General features: G+C 61.6%; 23 protein-coding genes. 7 read left to right on the forward strand and 16 right to left on the reverse strand.

Translation table 11 applies throughout. The features are described from left to right. Window positions 1-23: 23 nt before the first annotated feature. Window positions 24-989 (reverse strand): acetyl-CoA carboxylase carboxyltransferase subunit alpha, encoded by a 966-nt coding sequence (locus C0V76_RS06720; protein ID WP_101941587.1) that lies wholly within the window; start codon window positions 987-989, stop codon window positions 24-26. Between the two features lie 125 nt (window positions 990-1,114). Continuing rightward, on the reverse strand, window positions 1,115-2,584 hold the full coding sequence (locus C0V76_RS06725) for a hypothetical protein (RefSeq protein ID WP_101941588.1): 1,470 nt from the start codon (window positions 2,582-2,584) through the stop codon (window positions 1,115-1,117). 144 nt (window positions 2,585-2,728) lie between these two features. On the opposite strand from C0V76_RS06725, the gene C0V76_RS06730 reads away from it, so the two are divergent. Together C0V76_RS06730 and C0V76_RS06735 are read left to right on the forward strand one after the other, a co-directional pair. Continuing rightward, a complete protein-coding gene (locus C0V76_RS06730; protein ID WP_101941589.1) occupies window positions 2,729-3,523 on the forward strand; it encodes a thymidylate synthase in 795 nt (264 codons plus the stop codon). Next, entirely contained in the window at window positions 3,523-4,020 is a 498-nt protein-coding gene (locus C0V76_RS06735; protein ID WP_101941590.1) for a dihydrofolate reductase, read from the forward strand. The genes C0V76_RS06730 and C0V76_RS06735 overlap by 1 nt, the downstream gene beginning before the upstream one ends. A 59-nt stretch (window positions 4,021-4,079) precedes the next feature. Here C0V76_RS06735 and phoU read toward each other — a convergent pair whose 3' ends face one another. Both phoU and rpiA read right to left on the reverse strand, forming a co-directional pair. Further along, window positions 4,080-4,790, reverse strand: coding sequence for a phosphate signaling complex protein PhoU (gene phoU, locus C0V76_RS06740; RefSeq protein WP_101941591.1), 711 nt, complete (start codon window positions 4,788-4,790; stop codon window positions 4,080-4,082). A gap of 61 nt (window positions 4,791-4,851) precedes the next feature. After that, window positions 4,852-5,511, reverse strand: coding sequence for a ribose-5-phosphate isomerase RpiA (rpiA, locus tag C0V76_RS06745; RefSeq protein WP_101941592.1), 660 nt, complete (start codon window positions 5,509-5,511; stop codon window positions 4,852-4,854). 77 nt (window positions 5,512-5,588) lie between these two features. On the opposite strand from rpiA, the gene C0V76_RS06750 reads away from it, so the two are divergent. Continuing rightward, window positions 5,589-6,005: a YidB family protein gene (locus tag C0V76_RS06750; RefSeq protein WP_101941593.1), complete on the forward strand. Its 417-nt coding sequence runs from the start codon at window positions 5,589-5,591 to the stop codon at window positions 6,003-6,005. A 63-nt stretch (window positions 6,006-6,068) separates the two neighbouring features. On the opposite strand, the gene C0V76_RS06755 is transcribed toward C0V76_RS06750, so the two are convergent. The 4 genes from C0V76_RS06755 to aceE all read right to left on the reverse strand — a co-directional run bounded on the left by C0V76_RS06755 (window position 6,069) and on the right by aceE (window position 13,636). Further along, a complete protein-coding gene (locus C0V76_RS06755) occupies window positions 6,069-7,244 on the reverse strand; it encodes an acetyl-CoA C-acetyltransferase (RefSeq protein ID WP_101941594.1) in 1,176 nt (391 codons plus the stop codon). A 225-nt stretch (window positions 7,245-7,469) separates the two neighbouring features. Beyond that, a complete protein-coding gene (gene lpdA, locus C0V76_RS06760; protein WP_101941595.1) occupies window positions 7,470-9,248 on the reverse strand; it encodes a dihydrolipoyl dehydrogenase in 1,779 nt (592 codons plus the stop codon). Window positions 9,249-9,263: 15 nt separating this feature from the next. Continuing rightward, a complete protein-coding gene (aceF, locus tag C0V76_RS06765) occupies window positions 9,264-10,886 on the reverse strand; it encodes a dihydrolipoyllysine-residue acetyltransferase (protein ID WP_101941596.1) in 1,623 nt (540 codons plus the stop codon). A 77-nt stretch (window positions 10,887-10,963) separates the two neighbouring features. Next, complete coding sequence (gene aceE / locus C0V76_RS06770) at window positions 10,964-13,636, reverse strand: pyruvate dehydrogenase (acetyl-transferring), homodimeric type (protein ID WP_101941597.1); 2,673 nt, start codon at window positions 13,634-13,636, stop codon at window positions 10,964-10,966. A gap of 452 nt (window positions 13,637-14,088) precedes the next feature. Between aceE and C0V76_RS06775 the strand changes: the two genes are divergently transcribed. Both C0V76_RS06775 and C0V76_RS06780 read left to right on the forward strand, forming a co-directional pair. Beyond that, a complete protein-coding gene (locus tag C0V76_RS06775) occupies window positions 14,089-16,176 on the forward strand; it encodes a PAS domain S-box protein (RefSeq protein WP_101941598.1) in 2,088 nt (695 codons plus the stop codon). Then, a complete protein-coding gene (locus tag C0V76_RS06780; protein ID WP_101941599.1) occupies window positions 16,166-16,795 on the forward strand; it encodes a response regulator transcription factor in 630 nt (209 codons plus the stop codon). The genes C0V76_RS06775 and C0V76_RS06780 overlap by 11 nt, the downstream gene beginning before the upstream one ends. A gap of 68 nt (window positions 16,796-16,863) precedes the next feature. On the opposite strand, the gene trpC is transcribed toward C0V76_RS06780, so the two are convergent. Beyond that, complete coding sequence (gene trpC, locus C0V76_RS06785; protein ID WP_101941600.1) at window positions 16,864-17,694, reverse strand: indole-3-glycerol phosphate synthase TrpC; 831 nt, start codon at window positions 17,692-17,694, stop codon at window positions 16,864-16,866. A 109-nt stretch (window positions 17,695-17,803) separates the two neighbouring features. Here trpC and C0V76_RS06790 point away from each other — a divergent pair, with 109 nt between their 5' ends. Next, a complete protein-coding gene (locus tag C0V76_RS06790; protein WP_101941601.1) occupies window positions 17,804-18,502 on the forward strand; it encodes a hypothetical protein in 699 nt (232 codons plus the stop codon). 44 nt (window positions 18,503-18,546) lie between these two features. Here C0V76_RS06790 and trpD read toward each other — a convergent pair whose 3' ends face one another. The 7 genes from trpD to rpe all read right to left on the reverse strand — a co-directional run bounded on the left by trpD (window position 18,547) and on the right by rpe (window position 25,850). Continuing rightward, window positions 18,547-19,575: an anthranilate phosphoribosyltransferase gene (gene trpD / locus C0V76_RS06795; protein ID WP_101941602.1), complete on the reverse strand. Its 1,029-nt coding sequence runs from the start codon at window positions 19,573-19,575 to the stop codon at window positions 18,547-18,549. Window positions 19,576-19,588: 13 nt separating this feature from the next. Next, the gene (locus C0V76_RS06800; protein ID WP_101941603.1) at window positions 19,589-20,791 is read right to left on the reverse strand and encodes a cation:proton antiporter; all 1,203 of its coding nucleotides are present in this window, start codon (window positions 20,789-20,791) and stop codon (window positions 19,589-19,591) included. 47 nt (window positions 20,792-20,838) lie between these two features. Next, window positions 20,839-21,402, reverse strand: a complete 564-nt coding sequence (locus C0V76_RS06805; RefSeq protein ID WP_101941604.1) for an aminodeoxychorismate/anthranilate synthase component II — start codon at window positions 21,400-21,402, stop codon at window positions 20,839-20,841. Between the two features lie 48 nt (window positions 21,403-21,450). Further along, window positions 21,451-22,614, reverse strand: a complete 1,164-nt coding sequence (locus C0V76_RS06810; protein WP_101941605.1) for an iron-containing alcohol dehydrogenase — start codon at window positions 22,612-22,614, stop codon at window positions 21,451-21,453. A gap of 47 nt (window positions 22,615-22,661) precedes the next feature. Then, on the reverse strand, window positions 22,662-24,164 hold the full coding sequence (trpE, locus tag C0V76_RS06815) for an anthranilate synthase component I (protein ID WP_101941606.1): 1,503 nt from the start codon (window positions 24,162-24,164) through the stop codon (window positions 22,662-22,664). A 189-nt stretch (window positions 24,165-24,353) separates the two neighbouring features. Continuing rightward, a complete protein-coding gene (locus C0V76_RS06820) occupies window positions 24,354-25,022 on the reverse strand; it encodes a phosphoglycolate phosphatase (RefSeq protein WP_101941607.1) in 669 nt (222 codons plus the stop codon). 126 nt (window positions 25,023-25,148) lie between these two features. Continuing rightward, window positions 25,149-25,850 (reverse strand): ribulose-phosphate 3-epimerase, encoded by a 702-nt coding sequence (gene rpe / locus C0V76_RS06825; protein WP_101941608.1) that lies wholly within the window; start codon window positions 25,848-25,850, stop codon window positions 25,149-25,151. A gap of 67 nt (window positions 25,851-25,917) precedes the next feature. Here rpe and apaG point away from each other — a divergent pair, with 67 nt between their 5' ends. After that, window positions 25,918-26,298 (forward strand): Co2+/Mg2+ efflux protein ApaG, encoded by a 381-nt coding sequence (gene apaG, locus C0V76_RS06830; protein WP_101941609.1) that lies wholly within the window; start codon window positions 25,918-25,920, stop codon window positions 26,296-26,298. The last annotated feature ends 57 nt before the right edge of the window (window positions 26,299-26,355 follow it).

The following is a 26,355-nucleotide window of genomic DNA, read 5'->3' on the forward strand; positions in this document are numbered from 1 at the left end:
CCTGCACTCAGCCCCCTCGCCCCTCAGGCGGCAAGCTCCTTGAACTTGCCATAGGCAATCAGGCGTTCGAAACGCCGCTCGGTCAGCTCCTGCGGCGACAGCTCGGTCAGCGTGCGCAGCGTGTCCTGCAACGCACGCTTGAGGCTGACCGCCATGGCACGGTGATCACGATGAGCGCCACCCACCGGCTCATTGACCACCTTGTCGATCAGGCCGAGAGACTTCAGGCGCGAAGCCGTGATCCCCATGATTTCGGCCGCCTCCGGAGCCTTGTCGGCGCTCTTCCAGAGAATCGACGCACAACCTTCCGGCGAAATCACCGAATAGGTGGAGAACTGCAGCATGTGCACCTGATCGGCCACTGCGATCGCGAGTGCACCACCGGAGCCACCTTCGCCAATGATGGTGGTAATGATGGGCACGCGTAGCTCAGCCATGGCGTAAAGGTTGTGACCGATCGCTTCGGACTGGCCACGCTCCTCGGCATCAATGCCTGGGTAGGCGCCCGGAGTGTCCACAAAAGTGAACACCGGGATGCCGAACTTCTCTGCCAGCTTCATCATGCGCAAGGCCTTGCGATAACCCTCAGGCCGCGGCATGCCGAAGTTGCGGATGATTTTTTCCTTGGTATCGCGCCCCTTCTGGTGGCCGATCACCATGCAGCTCTGGCCGTTGAAGCGGGCCAGGCCACCCACGATGGCCTTGTCATCGGCAAACGCACGATCGCCATGCAACTCTTCGAAATCCGTGAACATGTGTTCAACATAATCGAAGGTATAGGGGCGCTGCGGATGGCGCGCCACCTGGGCGATCTGCCAGGGCGTGAGCTTGGCGTAGATGTCCTTGGTCAGCCCCTGACGCTTGGCCTCAAGGCGCGAAATTTCCTCGGAGATATCGACGGCGGAGTCGTCCTGAACGAAACGAAGTTCCTCGATCTTGGATTCAAGATCGGCGATCGGCTGCTCAAAGTCGAGAAAGGTTGTCTTCACGGAAGGTAAGCTGAATCAGAAAGGTTGTGCATTGTAACCGATCAGGCCCACACGACGGCTCAGCACGTTTTGTTTGAAATCAGTCACTTGCAAAAACAAAAAAAATACGGCCGCGTATGGGGCTATCAGACCGCGAAAAGATAGCTGCGAATCTCATGGTCCAGCCCATATTCGCGCTCGGGCAAGGGCAGCAGTTTCACGGTCCTGTTCTGCCCCAGCACATATAGCGGCCGCTCACTGCGTGCCGACAACGGCAGGATGACCCGCACCGGCAGACCGCGCCGCAGCGGATCAAGCAGGATGATCTTCACGCGCTGGGCGCCATCATCGGCCACAGCCCCGACCGGTTCATTACCCAGCAACTCGATCCCCACCTGATTACAACCCTTGGCAGTACGCCACAAGCGCCGCACGGTGCCCACGCGCCAGCGGTTGCCGTCAGAGGAATGCATCCCCAGCAACATGCCCAGCTGAACTTCGTCGACATCCCCTTCGGGCGCCTCAACCCCCACACCATGCGTGCTTGCATCGCGCATGCTCCAGTCCCGCAGCAGACCGCCATGCTCTTCGCTACCCAAGCGCAGCGAAAACTCCTGCAGCCCCATGGCGACAAGCAGACGGCCAGGCACTGGGTGGCGACGGTAGCGACGCAGCGGCGCATCGTTGGACCACACCCTGATCATGTGCGAGAGCACACTGCTAAGCCCGGCGGTATTGCCAGCATCATGCTGCAACAACAATCCTGCGGGTACATTTCCGGCGGACACCAGTTCAAGCAGCTCATGCAAGGCCAGAGTGGCACTAGCACCACTGAAGAACAGGCCCTGCACAATCTGTTGCGGCACCTGCATCATGCGTGCGGGCGGCAGGGTGTGGCCCAGATCCACCCAGTACAAAGTGGTGGTACCCGGGCGACTGTTCAGTTCCAGACGCGGCGACACGTAATGCACCAGGCGCGAGGCCAGCTCCAGCCGATCAGCATCCAGCTGATCCGGCCCCAGACTGTGTAAAGCCACTGCACGCAAATATTCGCGCTCGACGCTGGTCGTCGCATCACGGTCTGCACGCAGGCGCACCGACTCACGCTCCACACCACTACGTGCCGCCACGCGATAGGCCAGGTTCAACCGCGCCCACACAACGTCATCGATCGGTCCATGCCGAAAAGCATCCCACTTGGCGCGCTGCGCCCCGGCACGAATCGCCCGCACCGCCAACTGGGCCAGAAAACTGCGGGCCGAAGGCTCTCGCTCAGCGGCATGCATGATCAGCAGATCCGCATACGCCTCCAGCACCATCGACCAAAAACCATGCGTCAGCGCCCACAAGCGCTTGCGTTCGCTTGCCGACTTATGCCTCGCTGCCAGATAAAGCTCCACACAATTGCGGGCTGGCGCCTGGCTGGCTTCATCCAGGGCAAAAAGCAGACGGGCACACTCGTTGGGGCCCAGATCCGGACTCCCCACCAGCGAATCGATCCAGGGCCCGGCCGCGCCAATGGCGTCTGCTGGCTCATGCCTCGAAAGCTCCCGCACAACCTGCTCCAGAGCGTGCTTTTCAGATAGCGGATGAAACTGAACCTGCTGGGCACGCATCGAACGGCTTCCCTGTGATTTTGTTACTTATCTCAAATTTTAATGAAATCAACAAAAAAACCAATTGAGCTTCGACAGACGGGTGCGCCGCGCAAGGCACCAGTGCCGAGCTAGAATCTCGCCTCGCCCACACGAGTCTGACCCATGCGCCAATACCTCGACCTGATGCGCCACGTGCTTGAGCACGGCCACGAAAAAACCGACCGCACCGGCACCGGCACCCGCTCGGTGTTCGGCTGGCAGATGCGTTTCAATCTGGCCGACGGTTTCCCGATGGTCACCACCAAGAAGCTCCATCTGCGCTCGATCATCCATGAGCTGCTGTGGTTTCTGCAGGGCGACACCAACATCCGCTACCTGAAAGAAAACGGGGTTTCGATCTGGAATGAGTGGGCAGACGAAACCGGAGAGCTCGGCCCAGTCTATGGCAAGCAATGGCGCCGCTGGGAGACGGCCGACGGACGCACGGTGGATCAGATCAGCCAGCTCGTCGAAGGCCTCAAGAAGAATCCGGACTCCCGCCGCCACCTCGTCTGCGCCTGGAACCCAGGGGAGGTCGACAAGATGGCCCTGCCGCCTTGCCATGCCCTGTTTCAGTTCTACGTGGCGAACGGCAAACTCTCCTGCCAGCTCTACCAGCGCAGCGCCGACATTTTCCTTGGCGTTCCCTTCAACATCGCCAGCTATGCGCTCCTCACCCACATGATTGCGCAGGTCTGCGGCTACACGGTGGGCGACTTCGTTCACACCCTCGGTGACGCCCATCTTTACTCTAATCATCTCGAACAAGCCCATCTGCAGCTTGCGCGCGAGCCGCGCGCCTTGCCACGGCTGCTGCTGAACCCAGAAGTGAAAGACCTGTTTGCCTTCCGCTTCGAGGACTTCACGATCGAAGGCTACGACCCGCATCCGCACATTGCCGCCAAGGTGTCCGTCTGATGCTCCGACCAGAAATAGCCGTGATTGTGGCCCGCGCCCGCAATGGCGTGATCGGGCGTGACAACACCCTGCCCTGGCGCCTGCGCGACGATCTGCAGCAATTCAAACAGCGCACATTGGGCTGCCCGATCATCATGGGACGCAAGACCTGGGAGTCACTCCCCCGCCTCCTACCCGGCAGACAGCATGTCGTGATCAGCCGCCAGACGCAGTACGCGGCGGAGGGCGCCACCGTAGTCTCGTCCCTGGATGCCGCAATTGCGGCCTGCGGCCGTGCCGAGCGGATTTTCGTCATCGGTGGCGCACAGACCTACGCCGCAGCACTCGACCTCGCCGATGTTTTGTGGATTACCGAGATTGATGCAGCCGTCGAGGGAGATGCGCACTTCCCGGACTTCGACTCTGCCCTGTTCCGTGAAACCTCTCGCGAGCACTTTGCCGCTAGCGAACAGAATCAGTACGCCTTCGATATCGTCGAATACCGCCGGCTGGCCTGAATCAGTGACCAGAAAAAAGGGGCTGCCGCGGCAGCCCCTTCTCGTTTATAGGCGTCGCGTCAAACGCTCGGGCGATAGCCCACTTCCTTGAGCACTTCACTCACCCCGATGTGGCGCACATCGCGGCCATGCACCAGGAAGATGGTGTGCTCGGCAATATTCTTGGCATGGTCGCCGATGCGCTCCAGCGCCTTGGCGGCAAACACCACATCGATGCCGCGTGAAATGGTGCGCGGGTCTTCCATCATGTAGGTGATCAGCTGACGCATCACTGCCTTGAATTCGGCGTCCAGTTCGTGGTCATCCTTCACCACTTCAGCCGAAGCATCCAGATCCAGACGAGCCAGACCATCCAGTGCCTTGCGCAGTTGCTGCACGGCCAGTTGGCCCAGATGTTTCATCTGCACGCGCGGCGGTCCTCCCAGATCAGACTGCATCAGCGTGCGCGCCACCTTGGCAATTTTCTTGGCTTCATCACCCACGCGCTCCAGATCCGTCACCGCACGTGACACGGTCATGATCGTACGCAGATCGTTGGCGGCCGGCTGGCGGCGCGCAATGATTTGGGTACAGGCTTCGTCGAGTTCGACCTGCTGGACGTTCACGCGCTGGTCATTTTCGATCACGCGGTCGGCCAAGCCCAGATCCCCTTCGATCAGGCATTCCATGGCCTGCACCACCTGCTGCTCCACATAGCCCCCCATCTGGAGGACCCGGGTGCGGATGCCATCGAGTTCTTCGTCGTATTGCTTAACGGTATGTTCAGTCATGTCAGCCCTTTGCTGCGCGGATCAACTATCGATTGTCCCGCGCTTTGATGACAGTAATGTTTCAGCGCGAAAAAGTCTCGACGCCTTGCGGCGTGCCCAGTAGCAGCACGTCGGCTGGGCGCTGCGCAAACAGGCCATTGGTCACGACTCCCACGATCTGATTGATCCGTGCTTCGAATTCCACGGGCTGTTCGATCGCCAGACCATGCACATCGATGATGACATTCCCGTTGTCGGTAATGACGCCTTCGCGCCAGACCGGCCGCCCGCCCAGTGCGGCCAAAGCACGCGTCACCTGAGCCCGCGCCAGAGGAATGACTTCGACAGGCAGGGGAAACTTGCCCAGCACCGGAACCTTCTTGGACGCATCGGCGATGCACACGAATCTCTTTGCGACGGCCGCCACGATCTTTTCGCGCGTCAGCGCTGCGCCGCCGCCCTTGATCATGGCAAAAGAAGCATCGATCTCGTCGGCACCGTCGACATAGACGGACAGACTCTCGACCTCATTCAGATCGAAGAGCGGAATACCATGTGCCGCAAGGCGTGCAGCACTGGCCTCGGAGCTTGCCACCGCCCCCTTGATGCGCGCACGCATGCCGGCAAGACCATCAATGAAGAAGTTCGCGGTCGAGCCAGTACCCACGCCAATCACTTCGCCTTCTGGCACGTACTCAAGGGCAGCGAGCGCTACAGCCTTCTTCAATTCATCTTGGGTCATGGAATCACCTGCAACAATTCAAGTTCCGCGCATTGTAGTTGACGCGCCCCGAAACCAGAATCCACGACGGAGAGAACATGGGACTTCTTGATCAACTCGCCGGCCAGGTGCTCGGCTCTCTGAGCGACGCCAAGCAAGGCAGCAATCCACTTGTAGACATTGCGACCCAACTGATCCAGAGCCAGGGAGGCATCGAAGGTTTGCTGGCAAAACTCCAGTCTGGCGGTCTCGGCACGCAGGCCGACTCGTGGGTGGGTACTGGCCAGAATCTGCCGGTAGATAGCGACCAGATCAGCAATGCACTGGGGGCAGACACCCTCGAACAACTGGCCGGCAATACCGGACTGAACACTAACCAGCTGGCAGGAGATCTCGCCAGCGTGCTGCCACAACTGATCGACCAACTCACGCCCAACGGCAGCACGGCAGGCGCCAACGACTTGCTCAGCCAGGGACTTGGAGCTCTGCTCGGCGGGCTGAAACAGCAGAACTGAATCAGCCATGGCGCAAAAAGAAAAGCGGGTCAGTCGCCCGCTTTTCTTTTTGCGGAGACTTGTTCAGCGCTCAACCGTCAGCGCCACCCCCATGCCACCGCCGATGCACAAGGTCGCCAACCCCTTCTTGGCGTTACGACGTTGCATTTCGTGCAGCAGCGTCACCAGGATGCGGCAGCCCGAAGCGCCAATCGGGTGACCGATGGCAATCGCCCCTCCGTTGACGTTCACTTTCGAAACATCCCAGCCAAGCTCCTTGTTCACCGAAAGTGCCTGTGCGGCAAATGCCTCATTGCCCTCTATCAGCTCCAGCTCTTCATGCGTCCAGCCAGCCTTCTGCAGAGCCAGGCGCGAAGCCGGTGCAGGGCCGATACCCATGATGGCCGGATCTACGGCCGCCGAAGCGAACGACTTGATCTTCGCCAGCACCGGCAAACCCAGTTCCTTGGCTTTCGCCTCGCTCATCACCATCACTGCCGCAGCGCCATCGTTAATGCCTGAAGCATTACCTGCAGTCACCGTGCCCGCCTTGTCAAATGCGGGCTTGAGTGCAGCCAGCTGATCTACCGTGCAGCCAGACTTGATGAATTCGTCGCTATCCACCACGACGTCACCCTTCTTTGAACTGATCACGACCGGCACGATTTCGTCCTTGAATCGGCCTGCTTTCTGAGCTGCCTCAGCCTTATTTTGCGAGGCATTGGAGAAGGCGTCCTGAGCCTCGCGGCTGATCTCGTATTTCTTGGCCAGATTCTCGGCTGTGATCCCCATGTGATAGTTGTTATAGGCATCCCACAGACCATCGTTGATCATGGTGTCGACCAGCTTGGCATCACCCATGCGGAAGCCATCGCGCGAACCATTGAGCACATGCGGACTGGCCGACATGTTTTCCTGCCCCCCGGCAATCACAATCTCGGCATCGCCACACTGGATGGCTTGCGCTGCAAGCATTACGGCCTTCAGGCCCGAGCCGCAAACCTTGTTGATGGTCATGGCGGGCACGGTTTCCGGCAAGCCAGCGCGAATCACGGATTGACGCGCCGGATTCTGTCCCAGACCTGCAGTCAGTACCTGACCAAGAATCACCTCGCTGATCTGCTCCGGCTTCACGCCCGTCTTTGCCAACAAGCCGCGAATCACCGTCGCACCGAGTTCAGCAGCCGGCACCTTGGCCAGAGAGCCACCGAATTTGCCTACGGCCGTACGCACCGCTGCCACGATCACTACGTTGGTCATTTATCTCTCCTGAAGATAGGGGCGAGCGGCCCATCCGCTGCCGGCAAACGAATCCTGTTCAGCAAGAAGCGCGCCTTTTGTCTCCCGCCGGGTTCCGAGAAATATTAAGACTTCAGTATTACCGCTCCGAAACGCCTACCCCTTCGAACACGCAGGCTGTCCGTGCGGGCAAAAAAAAAGGGCTGTCCGAAGACAGCCCCTTTTGTCACTGCACCGTGAAAGTGCTCACTTCTTTTTCTGGGGAGGCAGATCGGTACATGCGCCCTCAAACACTTCTGCGGCCATGCCGATAGATTCGCCCAGCGTCGGGTGCGGGTGGATGGTTTTGCCGATATCCACCGGATCGCAACCCATTTCGATCGCCAAGGTGATCTCACCAATCATGTCACCAGCATTCGGTCCAACGATACCACCACCAATGATGCGGTGGGTTTCCTCATCGAAAATCAGCTTGGTGAAGCCATAGTCGCAGCCATTCGCTACCGCACGGCCTGAAGCGGCCCACGGGAACTTGCCCACGCCGATCTTGCGGCCGGTAGCCTTGGCTTCTGTCTCGGTCACGCCCACCCAAGCCACCTCCGGTTCGGTGTAGGCCACGCCCGGAATGACTGAGGCATCGAAATAGGACTTCAGACCCGAAGCCACTTCCGCCGCCACATGCGCCTCATGCACGCCCTTGTGTGCAAGCATCGGCTGGCCGACGATGTCGCCAATCGCGAAGATATGCGGCACATTGGTGCGCTGCTGCTTGTCGACCTGGATAAAGCCACGATCGGTCACGAGCACGCCGGCCTTCTCGGCCGAGATCTTCTTGCCGTTCGGGCTGCGACCCACCGCGACCAGCACCATGTCGTACTTCTGCTCGTCAGCCGGAGCCTGATCACCATCAAACTTGACCAACACACCATCCGGACGGCAGGTGACGCCCACCGTGCGGGTTTTGAGCATGATCTTGTCGAAGCGGTGCAGATTGCGCTTTTCCCAAACTTTCACGAGATCACGGTCGGCACCCGGCATCAGGCCGTCGCCCATTTCGACAACGTCGATGCGTGCGCCTAAGGTGGAGTATACGGTGGCCATTTCCAGACCGATGATGCCGCCGCCGATGACCAGCATGCGCTTGGGCACCGAACGCAGTTCGAGCGCGCCGGTGGAGTCGATGATGCGGGGGTCTTCCGGGATGAAAGGCAGCTTCACCACCGAGGAGCCGGCAGCGATGATGCACTTCTGGAAGCGGATGATCTTCTTCTCGCCTGTCGCGTCCTGGCCTTCGCCAGCTGTCACGCTGACTTCAACGTGATTGGCGTCGATGAAATTGCCGTAGCCGCGCACAACCTCGACCTTGCGGGCCTTGGCCATGCCAGTCAGGCCAGTTGCCATCTTGCTGATGACCTTTTCCTTGTGCGCGCGCAAGCGATCGATATCGATCTTGGGTGCATCGAAGGCAACGCCCACATCGGCAAAATGTGACGCCTCGTCGATCACATTAGCCACATGCAGCAGTGCCTTGGATGGGATGCAACCCACGTTCAAACACACGCCGCCGAGCGTGGCATAACGCTCGACCAGCACGGTCTGCATGCCCAGGTCCGCCGACCGGAAAGCCGCCGAGTAGCCGCCGGGGCCAGCGCCGAGCACGAGCATTTCACACTCGATGTCCGCCTTGCCGGCGAAACTGCCAGCCGCCACCGGAGCCGCCGAGGCGGCCGCCGGAGCGGGCGCAGCTGCAGCAGGCTTCGGCGCTTCTACCGCTGCACCGCCGGAGATCGCGTCCAGCATCAGCAGCACACTGCCTTCAGACACGCGGTCACCGACCTTCACCGATATCGACTTCACCACACCGGCAGCCGGCGAGGGCACGTCAAGCGTGGCCTTGTCAGACTCCAGCGTAGCAAGGCTGTCTTCAGCGCTGACGGTATCACCCGGCTTGACGAACAGCTCGATGATGGGAATGTCCTTGAAATCCCCGATATCGGGGACTTTCACTTCAATCAATTGGCTCATCGTTCAGTCCTCGCCTCAGAGCAGCACACGGCGGAAATCTTGCAGCACGCCGGCGAAGTAGGCGTTGAAGCGAGCGGCGGCGGCGCCGTCGATCACGCGGTGATCCCAAGACAGCGACAGCGGCAGCATCAGACGCGGCGCGAACTGCTTGCCGTCCCACACCGGGCGGATCTGCGACTTGCAGACGCCCATGATGGCCACTTCCGGCGCATTGATGATCGGCGTGAAGTACACACCGCCAATGCCGCCCAGCGAGCTGATGGAGAAACAGCCGCCCTGCATCTGATCCGGCTTGAGCTTGCCATCCCGTGCGAGCTTGGCCAGATCGCCCATTTCCTTGGCTATCTCGATCACACCCTTCTTGTCTGCATCCTTGATAACCGGAACCACCAAGCCATTCGGGGTGTCAGCAGCGAAACCGATGTGGAAGTATTTCTTCAGCACCAGGTTATCGCCATCGAGCGAGGCATTGAACTCAGGGAACTTCTTCAGTGCAGCCACGGCCGCCTTGATCATGAAGGCCAGCATGGTGAGCTTGGTGCCGGACTTCTCCAGCTCCTTGTTCATCTGCACGCGGAAGGCTTCCAGCTCGGTGATGTCCGCGTCGTCATGGTTGGTGACGTGCGGGATAACCACCCAATTGCGATGCAGGTTGGCACCGGAAATTTTCTTGATGCGGGACAGCGGCTGCGTTTCGATGCCGCCGAACTTGCTGAAATCAACCTTCGGCCAGGCCAGCAGATTGAGGCCACCCACACCAGCCCCTGCAGCGGGCGCTGCGCTCACGGCGCCAGAGGCAACCTGAGCGATCACGCCCTTGACGAAGTTCTGGATGTCATCCTTGAGGATGCGACCCTTCGGGCCGGTTGCGGCAACCTTGGTGATATCAACGCCCAGCTCGCGCGCAAAACGACGCACGCCGGGACTGGCATGGGACATACCAGCAGATGCCGTCGCGGCAGCAGCCACCGGGGCAGCCACTGCAGTCGGTGTTGCGGCAGGCGCAGCAGCCGGGGCGGCTGCGGGCACGGCGGCCGGAGCCGGAGCGGCAGCAGGCACGGCCGTAGCAGCAGCGCCTTCAAGAATGGCGAGCACGGCACCTTCAGCGACGCGCTCGCCCACCTTGACCAGCACTTCCTTGACCACACCGGCTGCCGAGCTCGGCACTTCCATGGTGGCCTTGTCAGACTCCAGCGTGGCGACCGGAGTGTCCACAGCGATCGTGTCACCGACCTTGATGAACAGCTCGATCACCGGCACATCCTTGAAGTCGCCGATGTCCGGCACCTTCAGTTCGATGCGGCCGGTCGCAGCCGGGGCAGCCACCACCGGAGCCGCGGCGGGCACGGGCGCAGCAGCAACCGGCGCTGGTGCAGCCGCCGGCGCAGCAGCAGCGCCCGCAGCCTCCAGCACGACAACGACGGCGCCTTCGCCGACACGTTCGCCCACCTTGACGCGCACTTCCTTGACCACACCGGCAGCCGAGGACGGCACTTCCATGGTGGCCTTGTCGGATTCAAGGGTCAGCAAGGGGTCATCAATCTTGACCGTGTCGCCGACCTTGACCGACACCTCGATGACGGGAACATCCTTGAAGTCGCCGATGTCCGGCACTTTCACTTCGATGAGTTGGCTCATTGTTTTCTCCGTGGGAAGAGCGAAGTGAGAAAAGTGGGGGCTCCCCCACTCCTCAAAAATCGCCCTTCACTGATTCATCAGGCAAACAGCGGGTTCGGCTTGTTGACGTCAATGCCGTACTTGGCAATCGCTTCAGCCACCTTGGCGCGTTCGACCTTGCCTTCTTCTGCCAGTGCCGAGAGGGCAGCCACGGCGACCCAGCGACGATCCACTTCGAAATGGTCGCGCAAGGCCTCGCGGGTATCCGAACGACCGAAGCCGTCGGTCCCCAGCACCACGTACTTGTTCGGCACATAGGGACGGATCTGCTCGGCATACAGACGGATGTAGTCAGTGGCCACAATCATCGGGCCAACAGAGCCTTTGAGCTTGGCTTCGACGTGCGAAACGCGCTTCTCATCCAGCGGGTGGAGCATGTTCCAGCGCGCAACGTCCTGACCGTCACGGGCCAGCTCATTGAAGCTCGGTGCGCCCCAAATGTCAGCCTCGACACCCCAGTCGGCCTTGAGCAGATCAGCCGCAGCAATCACTTCGCGGAAGATCGTGCCGCAGCCCATCAGCTGCACACGTGCGCCCTTGCTCTTGGCGCCATCGCGGAACTTGTACAGACCCTTGATGATGTCGGCCTCCGCGCCTTCCGGCATAGCCGGATGCTCGTAGTTCTCGTTCATCACCGTCAGGTAGTAGTACACGTCTTCCTGCTCGGCAAACATGCGGCGCAGGCCGTCCTGGAAGATCACCGCGACTTCGTAAGCGAAGGTCGGGTCGTAGCTCACGCAGTTCGGGATGGTGTGCGCCAGCACGTGGCTGTGACCATCTTCGTGCTGCAGGCCTTCACCGTTCAACGTAGTGCGGCCAGCGGTACCACCGATCAGGAAACCACGGGCGCGCGAGTCGCCAGCGGCCCAGCACAGGTCCATGGTGCGCTGCAGACCGAACATCGAATAGAAGATGTAGAACGGGATCATCTGCACGCCATGCGCCGAATAGGCGGTAGCCGAAGCAATCCAGTCCGCCATGGCGCCGGCTTCGTTGATGCCGTCCTGCATCACCTGACCGTCCTTGGTCTCCTTGTAGAACATGAGCTGGTCATGATCCTGAGGAATGTATTTCTGGCCTTCCTGGTTCCAGATGCCGTACTGGCGGAACATGCCTTCCATACCGAAGGTGCGCGACTCATCAACGACGATCGGCACCACGTTCTTGCCGATGTTCTTGTCCTTGAGGATGGTGTTGAACATGCGCACGATGGCCATGGTCGTGGAGATTTCACGACCTTCGCCGGACGCCTTGAGCTGAGCATCAAAGGCTGTCAGCGCAGGCACATCCAGCGCAGCGGCCTTACGGCGACGAGCCGGCAGGTAACCGCCAAGCTCCTGGCGACGGGCGCGCATGTAGTTCAGTTCGGGCGAGCCTTCTTCAAACTTGATGAAGGGCATCGACTCGAGTTGGTCGTCGGAAACCGGAATATGGAAACGATCGCGGAACGCGCGCAGCGAATCCAGCGACATCTTCTTCTGCTGGTGGCTGGTGTTCTGAGCTTCACCCGATTCGCCCATGCCGAAGCCCTTCACGGTGTGCGCAAGGATCAGCGTCGGCTGACCCTTGGTATCAACCGCGGCCTTGTAGGCTGCAAAGACCTTGAACATGTCATGGCCGCCGCGATTGAGCTTCCAGATGTCGTCATCAGTCCAGTCGGCCACGAGCTCCTTGAGCTCCGGCGTATTGAAGAAATGCTCGCGCACCCAGGCACCGTTCTTCGACTTGTAGGTCTGGTATTCGCCATCGACCACTTCGAGCATGCGCTGCTTGAGCAAACCCTTCTTGTCACGCTCGAACAGAGCATCCCAGTTGGAGCCCCACATCAGCTTGACCACGTTCCAGCCAGCACCGCGGAATTCGGATTCGAGTTCCTGGACGATCTTACCGTTGCCGCGCACCGGGCCATCCAAGCGCTGCAGGTTACAGTTGATCACGAAGATCAGGTTGTCCAGCTTCTCGCGCGAAGCCAGCCCCAGCGCACCGCGGGACTCGACTTCGTCCATTTCGCCGTCGCCGAGGAAAGCCCACACCTTGCGGCCTTCGTTGTTCTGGATGCCGCGATCCTGCAGGTATTTCATGAAGCGGGCCTGGTAGATGGCCTGCAGCGGGCCAAGGCCCATCGACACGGTCGGGAATTGCCAGAAATCAGGCATCAGCCAGGGGTGCGGGTAGGACGACAGCCCCTTGCCACCAGCTTCCTGACGGAAGTTGTCGAGCTGCTCTTCGGTCAGGCGACCGAGCAGGAAGGCGCGTGCATAGACACCGGGAATCGAGTGCCCCTGGAAGTAGATCAGATCGCCTTCCTTGTCGTCGGTCGGCGCCTTCCAGAACCAGTTGAAGCCAACGTCGTAGAGCGTTGCAGAGGAGGCATACGAAGCGATGTGACCACCAACGTTGGTATGCTTGTTAGCACGCACAACCATGGCAATGGCATTCCAGCGCAGATAAGCCTGGATACGCAATTCGATCTCAGGATCACCCGGATAGTTCGGCTGGTCAGCAGTGGGAATGGTGTTCTGATACAGCGTATTGGCGCTGTAGGGCAAGACGACGCCGGAATTGCGCAGATCTTCGATCAAGCGCTCGATCAGGTAGCGCGCACGCTCCGGACCTTCCTTCGCAACAACTGCATCAAGGGCTTCCAGCCATTCCATGGTCTCCTGCTGATCCGCATCGGATTGCAGAAGGACGTGCGGCACTACTGCCATAATCTGTCTCTCCTAACCTGGGTTTCATGGATCAGCCCGGGCGGGAGAGACCCGGGCTTTTATACTTGTCTGATGCCTGCCCATTCACCACTACCGTGGACACAAACTTGCGTCACGCACGAAGAGGGTCAGATCAAAGCGCCCGGATTACGCCAGCCGCAAGGTACAGACTCGAAAGCGGCCCGCAGGGTAGCACCCACAGGATTCTTCGAGCGGGCAATATAAAAGAAGCACCTGCCCCGCGCAACGTCAAAGCCCCATCAAATTTGATTTCCGACCCATAAAAAACTTTGAATAATCATTATGTTGCAGCGCACAAGTATTGATTTGTCATCCACGCTCCAGTACTTCACAGAAAACCTCCATACCCGATAGTCCAGCGCCTATTCCGGGCGTCAACAGCCCAGCAGGTAGGCCATAATGACTATCTCGTCTGCGAGGTAGTAAGCGGAATGGAAAGCCGCGACAACTCCGAAAACCTGGCCCCGCCTCCTCCTGCCCCGCAGTCTTCACTGCTGTCGGTGCTGATCCTCGCCATCGTGCTGGGCTTGGTGTGGTTCGCCGCCCTGCCGCAGGACAGCAATGCACTGGCCTCAGACCGCATGCGCCTGAGCCTGGCCATCATCGTGGCGCTGATCGCGGTTGCCGGCTGGGGATTGGTGCTCGCCAGCAAACAGAACCAGCGTGCTGGCCAGATCGCCGAAGAGCGCGATCTGTTCTTCAGTCTCTCACTGGACATCCTGGGCGTGCTCGGACTCAGTGGTCGCTTCGAGCGCATCAACCCGGCGGTTCTGAATATCCTCGGCCTCAAGCCCGAAACCCTGACTGAAGGCATGAGCCTGCTTGACATCGCTCATCCTGAAGACGCCCAACTGGCCACCTCCCGATTGCAAGAGCTTGCCGCAGGCAGGCCAGTCAACTTCGAGCTGCGCTGCCGCTGTGGTGACGGCAGTTGGCGCTGGCTTTCCTGGAGCGCCAACCCGGCGCTCGACGAAGCCCGCATTTATGTTGTGGCTCACGACATCACTGAACGCAAGGCCAGCGAAGAACTGCTACGCGCCGACTCATCCTTTCGCCAGGCGATGGAAAACTCGGTACTCACCGGCATGCAGGCCGTGGCGCCGGATGGCAGGATCTTGCATGTCAATCGCGCCTTTGCCGAACTGGTCGGCTGGAGCGCCGAAGAGCTCGCCGGGCAGGCTCCTCCATATGTGTTCTGGCCAGAAGAAGACCGCGAGCAGAACCGCCAGCGTCTGCGTCAATGCATGCAAGGGCAGGCCTCGCGGGAAGGCCTGGAACTGGTGATCCGGCGCCGCAATGGCGCGCGGGTAGACGTTCGCCTGCATCTCTCGCCTCTGGTCGACAATCAGGGCGAGCAGACCGGCTGGATGACGGCCATGACCGACATCACAGAGCAAAAGCGTGCCCGCACCGAACTGCAGGCCGCCAACGAACGCATCACCACCGTGCTCGACGGGCTGGACGCCGCAGTCTATGTCTCGGAAGCAGGCAGCGGAGAGCTGCTCTACACCAACCGAGCCTTCGATGCCCAGCACACCCGGGTCGGCGAAAGCTGCCTGCTGGTTGTTCCCCAACCTGAACTCGGCGATTACCCGGGTGACCCGCGCAAGCTGGGCGCTGCGGATGTACCGCGCGAGCTTTTCGATGGCGAGTTACAGCATCCTTTTACCGGTCAGTGGTTCCACCTGCGCGAACGCGCGCTGCGCTGGGTGGACGGACGCATCGTGCGCCTGGGTGTCGCTACCGACATCACCGCACTCAAGCGCGCAGAAGAACTGACCCGCGAGCAGGAGCAACGCCTGGCGCGCACTTCACGCCTGATCACCATGGGCGAGATGGCCTCCACCCTGGCCCACGAGCTGAACCAGCCGCTCTCGGCCATCGCCAACTACAGCTCAGGTTGCGTGAACCGCCTGAAGAGCGGTCAGTTCCAGATCGAAGATATTCTCGGTGCGATGGAAAAGGCCAGCACCCAGGCCAACCGCGCCGGCAATATCGTGCGCCGCATCCGTGATTTCGTGCGCAAGAGCGAACCGCGCCGCAGTCTGATCAGTATCCGCCAGGTCACCGAAGAGGCACTGGGGATCGCCGAAATCGAAGCACGCCGGCTGGGCACCCGCATCCTGACCTCTCTGCCCGATGATTTGCCGGATGTACTGGCCGACCGCATCATGATCGAGCAGGTACTGATGAACCTGATCAAGAATGCCGCCGAGGCCATGCAGGGCATCCCGCTGGACGAGCGCGTCATCCACATCGAGGCCCGCCACAGCGACGATCACATCGAAGTTTCGGTGGCAGATCGCGGCTGCGGCATCAGCACCGCCTCACTGGACGAACTGTTCTCACCCTTCTTCACCACCAAACAGGATGGCATGGGCATGGGTCTGAACATCTGCCGCTCGATCATCGAGTTCCATAAGGGTCGCCTCTGGGTTGACGCCAACCCCACTGGCGGGAGTATCTTCCGCTTCACGCTGGCACTGGAGAAATCGCTTGAATCACACCATGACACCTAATGTCCCCGTCGTCGAACAGCTGGTTTACATCGTTGATGATGACGAAGCCCTGCGCGATTCCCTCCTCTGGCTGCTGGACTCTACCGGCCTCAAGGCCCAGGCATTCGATTCGGCCGAAGCCTTCCTCGCCGCCTGGAGCCCGCGCCTGAACGGCTGCCTGGTGCTTGATATCCGCATGCCCGGCATGAACGGTCTGGAGCTGCAGGAAAAGCTCGCCGCCCTGCATTCCACCCTGCCGATCATCTTCATCACCGGCCACGGCGATGTCCCGATGGCCGTCTCGGCCTTGAAGAAGGGCGCGGTCGACTTCATCGAGAAGCCCTTCAACGATCAGGACATGGTCAAGCTGATCCATACCGCGCTGGCCGAAGACCGCAAGCATCACGACAGCCGCCTGCAGGAAGCCGACGCCCAGCGCCGCATCGAAGGCCTCACCCCGCGTGAGCGCGAAGTGCTGGAGCTGATCGTGGCAGGCCGTCTGAACAAGCAGATCGCCGACGATCTGGGCATCAGCATCAAGACGGTGGAAGTGCACCGTGCCCGCGTGATGGAAAAGATGGGCGTGAATTCACTGGCCGAACTGGTGCAGCACGTCATGTCGGCACACAAGAACGATTAAGCAAAGCTCGCCGCAAACAAAAAGCCCGATCCACGGATCGGGCTTTTTACTGTCTGGCGCGAGCCGCTTCAGGCGAACAGACGCGCCAGCTCGCTACCCGGATCCTCAGCGCGCATGAAGGCTTCACCCACCAGGAAGGCGTGCACGCCGCGATTGCGCATGGTCGCCACATCCTGCTGTGTAAAGATGCCGCTCTCGGTCACCACGATGCGACCCGCCGGGATACGCTCCAGTTGCGACAAGGTGATATCCAGCGTCACTTCGAAAGTGCGCAGGTTGCGGTTATTGATGCCCAGCAGCGGCGTGGTGAGCTGCAGCGCCAGGTCCAGCTCTTCGGCACTGTGCACCTCGACCAGCACGGCCATGCCCAGATCGTGCGCCAGTTGCTCCAGCTCCAGCATATGGCTCACGGCCGCGCGGCCTGTGCTCACATTCACCGTGCCGTCCGGCGGCAGGAAGGCAGCCACGATCAGCAGAATGGCGTCTGCACCCATCGCACGGGCTTCAAAGACCTGATAGGGGTCGATGATGAAATCCTTGCGCAGCACCGGCAGGGAGCAGGCTTCGCGTGCGGCTTGCAGAAATTCAGGCGAGCCCTGGAAATACTGGCGGTCAGTCAGCACCGACAGGCAGGCCGCGCCACCCTTTTCATACGAGGCCGCGATCTCGGCAGGGCGGAAATCCGCCCGGATCACGCCCTTGGAAGGGCTGGCCTTCTTGACCTCCGCAATCACGCCAGCCTGGCCGGCGGCAATCTTCGCACGGATCGCACCGACAAAATCCCGCACAGGAACGCCATCCCGCGCCTCTTCAACGATGGCTTCGCGCGAGCACTCACGCTCGGCGACTTCAATTTCTTCACGCTTGGTCGCAAGGATTTTCTGGAGGATGTCTGACATGGAAAGGCACTGGAACTCGTCGGGGGTTACAGGGTCGTATGGTAGCCGCAAAGCAAGCCGACCGGAGCCTGCTGCGCGTACAATCCCGCTTCCCCGCCCCGGAGACCGCATGCGCTTCCTGCCCCTGATCCTTCTCTGTCTGAGCCTGCCAGCGCTGGCGGGCGCCTCGCCGGAAGAAGCGGCAAGCGCCTTTTATTCCGCCCGCGTTGGAACAGGCAGTCTCGGAGCGCCGGGCGGGCTTGAGCTGGCGAATTACTCCGGCAACCTGGGGCCAGAGCTGGTCTGTCTGCTGGGCGCCGCCCGCCGCTACAGCGAAGCCTTCAGCAAGACGCATCCGACCGAAACAGCACCCTTTGAACAAGGAGATCTGTATTCCGGAGCACCTGCCCTCCCGAATGCTTTCAATCTTGGCAAGGCTTCGATCAAGGGCGAGCGTGCAACGCTGGGGGCCGGCTTTGCCTTCGAGGACGGCATCCATCGCGAAGCCACTCTTCAGCTCAGGATGCACAAGCGCCACTGGGTGATTCACGACATCGAATTCAGTCAGCCGGACGCGTTGGGCCTCGGCAGCCCGACCCTGATCGCCGGCCTGCGCGCCCTGCTCGAAAAGAACGACGACAGCATCGGCTGGAATGCCCGCGAGCTCAGCGGCTGTCCGCAAGGCAATGAACTGGCCCGGCTGCAGGCCGAAAAGAAAAAGAGCGCCACCAAGAAAAGCAGCAAGAAATCCAGTGCCGGCAAAAAGACCACGGCCAGCAAATCCACCAGCTCTGCCAGCAAGAAAACGAGCAAAACGCCCGCCAAGTAAGCCCGCAATGACAGCGGCAAGCCGAAGCCTGCCGCTGCGCAGGATCAGGCGCCGAAGCTGCGCGAGCGCTCGATGAATTCACCCAGCTTGCGCGTGGCAGCACCATTGCCGATCACTGCCAGCGCGCGCTCCACGCCGTCAGCCAGCGACTCGGCCACGCCCGCCACATACAGGCTGGCACCGGCATTGAAGGCCACAATGTCGCGCGCAGCCGGCAGGCTGCCATTCAGAGCGCCGAGCAGGATGGCCTTCGACTCCTCCACGTTGGCCGCACGGATCGCCGACGAGGCATGCAGCGGCAGGCGGACATCTTCCGGCGTCAGGCGGTATTCCCGCACCTCGCCATTTCTCAGCTCACCAATCAGGGTCGGCGCCGAAATGGAGATCTCGTCCAGCCCCTCCATTCCGTGCACGATCAGCACGTTGCGCGCGCCGAGCTGCTGCAGCACGCGCACCTGGATGCCGACCAGATCCGGGTGAAACACGCCCATCACCTGATTCGCGGCGCCGGCCGGGTTGGTCAGGGGGCCAAGAATATTAAAGATGGTGCGCACGCCCAGCTCGCGCCGCACCGGGGCGGCGTGCTTCATGGCGCTGTGGTGATTCGGGGCGAACATGAAGCCCAGACCCACCTCGTCGATACAGGCACCCACCTGTTCCGGCGTGAGGCTCAGATTGGCCCCCAGTGCTTCGAGCACATCGGCCGAGCCGGACTGCGAGGACACCGAGCGGCCGCCGTGCTTGGCCACGCGCGCGCCAGCAGCAGCCGCCACGAACATCGCCGACGTGGAAATATTGAAGGTATGCGCCCCATCGCCGCCCGTGCCGCAGGTGTCGACCAGGGTCTGCTTGTCGCTCTTCACCGGCACCTTGGTGGCCAGCTCGCGCATCACAGTGGCGGACGCCGCAATCTCGCCGATCGACTCCTTCTTCACGCGCAGGCCGGTAATGATGGCGGCGATCAGCACCGGCGAAACCTGCCCGGACATGATCTGACGCATCAGATCGACCATCTCGTCATGAAAGATTTCGCGATGTTCGATTACGCGTTGCAGGGCTTCTTGAGGACTCATGGGAGCTCCGTACTCAAAGGTTTTCAGAGACGACCGGGGTCGCCGATTCTAGCGGAGGCCTGATGCGAGCATTACGCATCACGCCCAGGGTGAGAAGCAGCGCGCAGACCAGAATCACCAGCATCAGGCTGCCGCGCGGAAAGCCGGGAATCGCCAGCTGGGCCGGAATGCCGAGAAACAGCAGCACGGTGATCAGACCACGCGGGGCGAACCACAGCAGCGGCTCGGTGCTCTCACGCGCCACAAAGCGCAGCAGCGCCCAACGCGGAATCAGGCTGCAGGCCAGCACCAACGCAGCCATCGACCAGGCTTCGATGGTCAGCAGATCGACGATCTGCGTGGAGTAACCGAGCAGCACGAAGAAGAAGCTGCGCACCGCGAAGGTAAACTCGGCCGTGAGGTGCTTGAAGGAATCCAGATCCTGCTCGTAACTGGGGCCAGCGGCAAAGCGCCTGCCCAGCAGCTGGCTGTTGTTGAGCACCAGCCCCACCAGCAGCACCATCACCAGCGGCGCGAGATGGGTGATCTTGCCCAATCCATACAGCAGGGTGATGCCGAAAATCATCGGCAGCATGCGCACATGATGCTCGATACGCTGGATCAGCCAGAACACGGCCAGCCCGACCCCCAGCCCGACCAGGGCCGAGAGCGTGATTTCACCGGTCAGCCGGGTCAGCATCTGGCCCACGCCGGCGAACTCGCTCAGCAGGCCATAGAACAGCACCACGCCGACGATGTCCGAAATGGAGCTTTCGTAGACGACGAACTCACGCAAGCGCGGCGACAAGGCCGCGGCGGCGGGGATCGCCACCGCCGAGCTGATCACGGCCAGCGGCACGGCACTGACCAGCGCGGCGTGCAGCGAGGCATCGAGCCAGTTGATCAGGCCGAAGGTAATGATGCCACCGGTGATCAGCACCCCTAACGTGGCGCACACGGCACTGCGTGCGATCAGCGGCGCGGCCTCACGGGTAAGACGCAGATCCAGCGCGCCTTCCAGCACGATCAGGATCAGGCCGAAAGTGCCCAGCACCGGCAGCAGATCGCCGGGCAGCGCCATCTGCCAGCCCAGCCCGTCTGTGCCCGCGCGCAGGGCCAGGCCCGAGAAGAGCAGCAGCACCACGGCCGGCACCTTGATGAAACGGCCGACGAAATCGAACAGATAGGCCACCAGCACCACCGCACTGATTGCCACCAACACCCAGGCCTGATCCATCTTGCCTCCCGCCAGAATGAAGAAGCCGCTTACGCGGCTTCAAACCATCACATGTCCAGAAAGTTCTGCAGCAGCTTGTGGCCGCCCTCGGTCATGATCGACTCGGGGTGGAACTGCACACCTTCAATCTGCAGCGTCTTGTGGCGCACGCCCATGATCTCGCCATCCTCGGTCCAGGCAGTGATCTCCAGGCAGTCCGGGCAGCTCTCGCGCTCGATCGCCAGCGAGTGATAACGCGTGGCAATGAAGGGATTCGGCAGGCCCTTGAAGATGCCCACGTCGGCATGCTGGATCGGCGAGGTCTTGCCGTGCATCAGCTGCTTGGCGTGCACGATCTTGCCACCAAAGGCCGCGCCGATGCTCTGGTGGCCAAGGCACACGCCAAGAATCGGCAGCTTGCCGGCAAAGTGCTTGATCGCCGCCACCGAGATGCCGGCCTCAGCCGGCGAGCAGGGGCCGGGCGAAACCACGAGGCGCTCAGGCTTCATGGCCTCGATCTGCTCCAGGGTGATTTCATCGTTGCGATACACGCGCACATCGGCACCCAGTTCGCCGAGGTACTGCACGATGTTGTAAGTGAAACTGTCGTAGTTATCGATCATCAACAACATGGTCATTTCCTTTGCATGAGGCCGGCGCCCTGCGCCGGCCGCCGGGGCTCAGCGCCGCGCGGCAAGAATCTCGGTGACGGCTTGAGGCGTGATCGCCCCGTGCTCGCCCAATTTCAGGAAGCCGTGACGCTCAAGGCGGGCCGGAATCCGGCTCGGCGCCTCATCGGTCCCGGCCACGCCGTACAGGCCCAGATGGGTGTGCACGCCCAGCGACTCGAAGAAGGCCTCGGTGGCCGCAATCGCGCGCTCGATGCGCTCGTCTTCGCTGCCTTCGCGAATACCCCATATGCGCTCGGCGTATTGCAGGAGCTTGGCGCGCTTGGCTTCCTTCTGGTGACGCAGCACGCCCGGCAGCACCACGGCCAGGGTCTGGGCGTGATCCAGCCCGTACTCGGCGGTGATCTCGTGGCCGATCATGTGGGTCGCCCAGTCCTGCGGCACGCCGCAACCGATCAGGCCGTTGAGCGCCAGCGTAGCGCTCCACACCTGGCTGGCACGCGCGGCGTAGTCCTGCGGATGAGCCAGGGTCTGCGGGCCGACCTCGATCAGGGTGTGCAGGATGCCTTCGGCGAAGCGGTCCTGCAGCGGAGCCTCGGCCGGGTAGGTCATGTACTGCTCCATGGTGTGCACGAAGGCATCGACGATGCCATTGGCAACCTGGCGCGGCGGCAAGCTGTAGGTGGTCTCCGGGTCCAGCACCGCGAACTGCGGGTAGCAATGTTCGCTGCCAAAACCGAGCTTGTCGCCGCTCGATTCGCGCGAGATGACGGCAAAGGTATTGGATTCCGAACCGGTGGCCGGCAGGGTCAGCACCACGCCCAGCGGCACGGCAGAAGAAACCGGGGCGCGCTTGGCCAGCATGTCCCACGGCTCGGCACCCTCAAAGCGCGCGGCGGCGGCGATGAACTTGCTGCCGTCGGCCACCGAGCCGCCGCCCACGGCAAGGATGAAGTCTGCGCCTTCGCTTTTGACGAGCGCGACCGCCTTCATCAAGGTTTCGTAGCGCGGATTGGCCTCGATGCCGCCGAACTCAAGCCAGGCGTGCGCTTTCAGCGCGGCCTTGACCTGGTCATAGACGCCGTTTTTCTTGATGCTGCCGCCGCCATAGGTGACGAGTACCTTGGCGCCAGCGGGAATCAGGCCGGCAATCGCGGCGATCTGGCCCTTGCCGAAGAGGATGCGGGTCGGGTTGTAGTAACTGAAGTTCTGCATGGCTTTCACTCCTTGGAGGTGGCTTGAAGTAGCAATGGATTCGAGCTTCAGGAACTGATCTTGGTATCCAGCCCGCTCTCGGCGATCTCGGCGGCGCGGATCACCGCACGCGCCTTGTTCAGGGTTTCCTGCCATTCGGATTCGGGATCCGAATCGGCCACGATGCCGGCGCCCGCCTGCACATGCAGCTGGCCGTTGGCGATCACGGCGGTGCGGATGGCGATTGCCACATCCACGTCGCCATCAAAACCAATGTAGCCGCAAGCACCGGCGTAGATGCCGCGCTTGACCGGCTCCAGCTCGTCGATGATCTGCATCGCCCGTACCTTCGGCGCCCCGCTCACCGTACCGGCCGGGAAGGTGGCGCGCAGCACGGCCAGCGCCGCGGCGCGCTTGTCCTGCCCTTCCGGCAACAGGCCTTCCACGTTGGACACGATGTGCATGACGTGCGAGTAACGCTCGATGGTGAACTGCTCAGTGACCTTCACCGTGCCGGTGGCGGCCACGCGGCCCACGTCGTTGCGGCCCAGATCGAGCAGTTGCAGGTGCTCGGCGAGCTCCTTGCGGTCGGCCAGCAGATCCTTTTCAAGGGCCAGATCTTCCTCATGCGTGGCGCCGCGCTTGCGCGTGCCGGCGATGGGCCGCACGGTCACGAGCTGCTGCTCGCCTTCGTTTTCGAGCTTCACCAGAATCTCCGGCGAAGAGCCGACGACATGGAAGTCCTCGAAGTTGAAGTAGAACATGTAGGGCGAAGGGTTCAGCGCGCGCAGGCTGCGATACAGCGCCATCGGGCTGGCCGCAAAGGGCTTGCTCATGCGCTGGCTCAGCACCACCTGCATGATGTCGCCCTCGATGATGTAGTCCTTGGCGCGCTGCACGGCGGCCTTGAAGGCATCCTGACCGAAGCTCGACACAGCCGGCTGCGGCGTGGCGCAGGTATCTGCCGGGATCTCGACCGGCTCGCGCAGCTTCGCGACCAGCTCGGCCAACCGGCGCTGGGCACGCTTGTACGCGCCCGGGACTTCCGGCTCGGCATACACCACCAGGGTCAGCTTGCCGGAGAGGTTGTCGACGATCGCGATCTCTTCGGAGAGCAGCAGCGCAATGTCCGGCGTGCCCATCTCGTCCTTCGCTTCATGCTTGGCCAGCTTGGGCTCGATGTAGCGCACCGTGTCGTAGCCGAAGCAGCCGACCAGGCCGCCGCAGTAACGCGGCAGGCTGAACTTGGGCGGCACCTTGATGCGCTGCATGAACTCGCCGACGTAGGCCAGCGGATCGCCGTAGTCGCGGCGCTCGACGATGCGGTCGCCTGAGAGCAGCAGCACCGTGCGATCGCGCACCTCGATGCGGGTGTGGGCACGCAGGCCGATGATGGAATAGCGGCCAAAGCGCTCACCGCCCTGCACCGATTCGAGCAGGTAGGTGTAGGGCTCGTTGGCGAGCTTGAGATAGATGGAGAGCGGCGTATCGAGATCAGCAAAGGTCTCGACGGTGAGCGGGATGCGGTTGTAACCCTGCGCGGCAAGCGCGAGGAATTCTTGTTCGGTCATCATGACTCCGGTTTCGGCAATTTCAGGAAATACCCGGCCGGCGCGTGCCGACCCGTGACGCAACACTCAGCGAGTGCGCCATGAACTCCCGTTGCGCCGCCAACCACAGGCTACGCAAATCGGGAGGATCTCCTCTGCGAGAAACAGGCTTTTGCTTGTCACGATGATGAAATTCGGGGAAAACCGCGCTCAGGCAAGCAGAGCGGGCAATTCAGTGAAGCTCGATAGTAACCCGTCGCAATCTTCAGTGTCCACGGGCACTCCCTCGTTGTAACCGTAGGTCATCAGCAGCACCGGGATGCCCGCGCGGCGGGCGCACAGGGCATCGTTGCCGGAGTCACCGACCATCAGGGCTGCCTCGCGCGACACACCGAGCTGCTCGCAGGCATGCCACAGCGGCTCGGGCTCCGGCTTCTTCTGCGCCAGGGTGTCGCCACCGATCAGCACGTCGAAAAACCCGCCCAGCCCCAGCTCGTCCAGCAGCGGCGCGATGAAGGCTTCGGCCTTGTTGGTCACCACGCCGAGCTTGAGGCCGCGGGCCTTCAGGACAGGCAGGGTCTCGACCACGCCAGGGTAGGCGCGGGTGAGCAGGCCGTTGGTGTCCTCATAGTGGCGCATGAAAAGCGCCACTGCCTCTGCCAGGCGCTCTGGTGCGACCGGGTTGCGCCCCATCGTAAGCGCGCGCTCGACCATGGTCGGAATGCCCTTGCCGACGTAGGTGGCGACTTCCGCATCGGTGCGCGTAGCCTCGCCCAGATCACGCAGCATGCGGCGCGCGGCCTCGGCCAGATCCGGCACGGAATCGACGAGGGTGCCATCGAGGTCAAAGAAAATGGCGCGGGGAGCAAAGGATTTCATGCCGGGCTTTCAAACTCGCGGAATCGTACGGTGGGGCGGCTCATTGTTGCTGCTGGGCGCGCTGGGGAGCCTGCGTGTCACACGGCTCCGGAGCCTGCTTCTGCGGGGGTGGCAGACTGCTCACGCTCAGACTTTGGCGAGCTCGGCGCGCATCGCGGCGATCACCGAGTCGTAACGGTTCGGGTCAGAATCCTTGCCGGCACCGAACACCGCCGAGCCGGCCACGAAAGTATCGACACCGGCCGCGGCGATCTCGGCGATGTTGGCGGGCTTCACGCCACCGTCGATCTCGAGGCGGATGCGACGACCGGACTCACGCTCGTAGGCATCCAGCTTGGCGCGTGCCTCACGAATTTTCGGCATCGTTGCAGGAATGAAGGTCTGACCACCAAAACCCGGATTGATCGACATCAGCATGATCAAATCGATCTTGTCCAACACATAGTCGATGTAATGCAGGGGTGTGGTCGGGTTGAAAACCAGCCCCGCCTGACAGCCGTGATCGCGGATCAGCTGCAGGGTGCGATCCACGTGGCGCGAGGCTTCGGGGTGGAAGGTGATGATGTTGGCGCCGGCCTTGGCGAACATCGGCACCAGCGCATCCACCGGCTCCACCATCAGGTGCACGTCGATCGGCGCCGTGGTGCAGGGCCTGATCGCCTCACAGACCAGCGGGCCGATGGTAAGGTTGGGCACATAGTGATTGTCCATCACGTCGAAGTGCAGCCAGTCGGCGCCGGAAGCAATCACCTTTTCAACCTCATCGCCGAGGCGGGCGAAGTTGGCAGAGAGCAGGCTAGGGGCAAGGATGAAGGAACGGTCTGACATGATCTGGCCCTGAGGGACGGCAAAGCCGTATTATCCCAGTCGCCCCCCGCCACAAGCCAGCAAAAAAATGAGTCTCCCAAAGTACCGCATCACCATCAGCGCCCAGCCCCGCTACTTGCCCGAGCAGTCGGACCCGACCGAGCCGCGCTATGCCTTTGCCTATCACATCACGATCCGCAACGAAGGCACACTCAGCGCCAAGCTGATCAGCCGCCACTGGTTCATCACCGACGCCCACGGCAACACCGAGGAGGTGGAAGGTGAAGGCGTGATCGGCGAACAACCCTTGCTGGCGCCCGGCGAGAGCTTCGAGTACACCAGCGGCTGCCCGCTCGCCACGCCCTTTGGCAGCATGCGCGGCAGCTATCACTTCGTGGCCGAAGACAGCATGCAGTTCGACGCTGAAATCCCCGAATTTTTTCTGGTCGGGCCGCGCACCCTGCACTAAAAGTCGATTCACGGACCTTCGTACCGTGTAGCAGTTCACGCTTGTTACCCGTCACCT

This window comes from Uliginosibacterium sp. TH139 (assembly GCF_002855595.1).
Lineage (GTDB): Bacteria > Pseudomonadota > Gammaproteobacteria > Burkholderiales > Rhodocyclaceae > Uliginosibacterium > Uliginosibacterium aquaticum.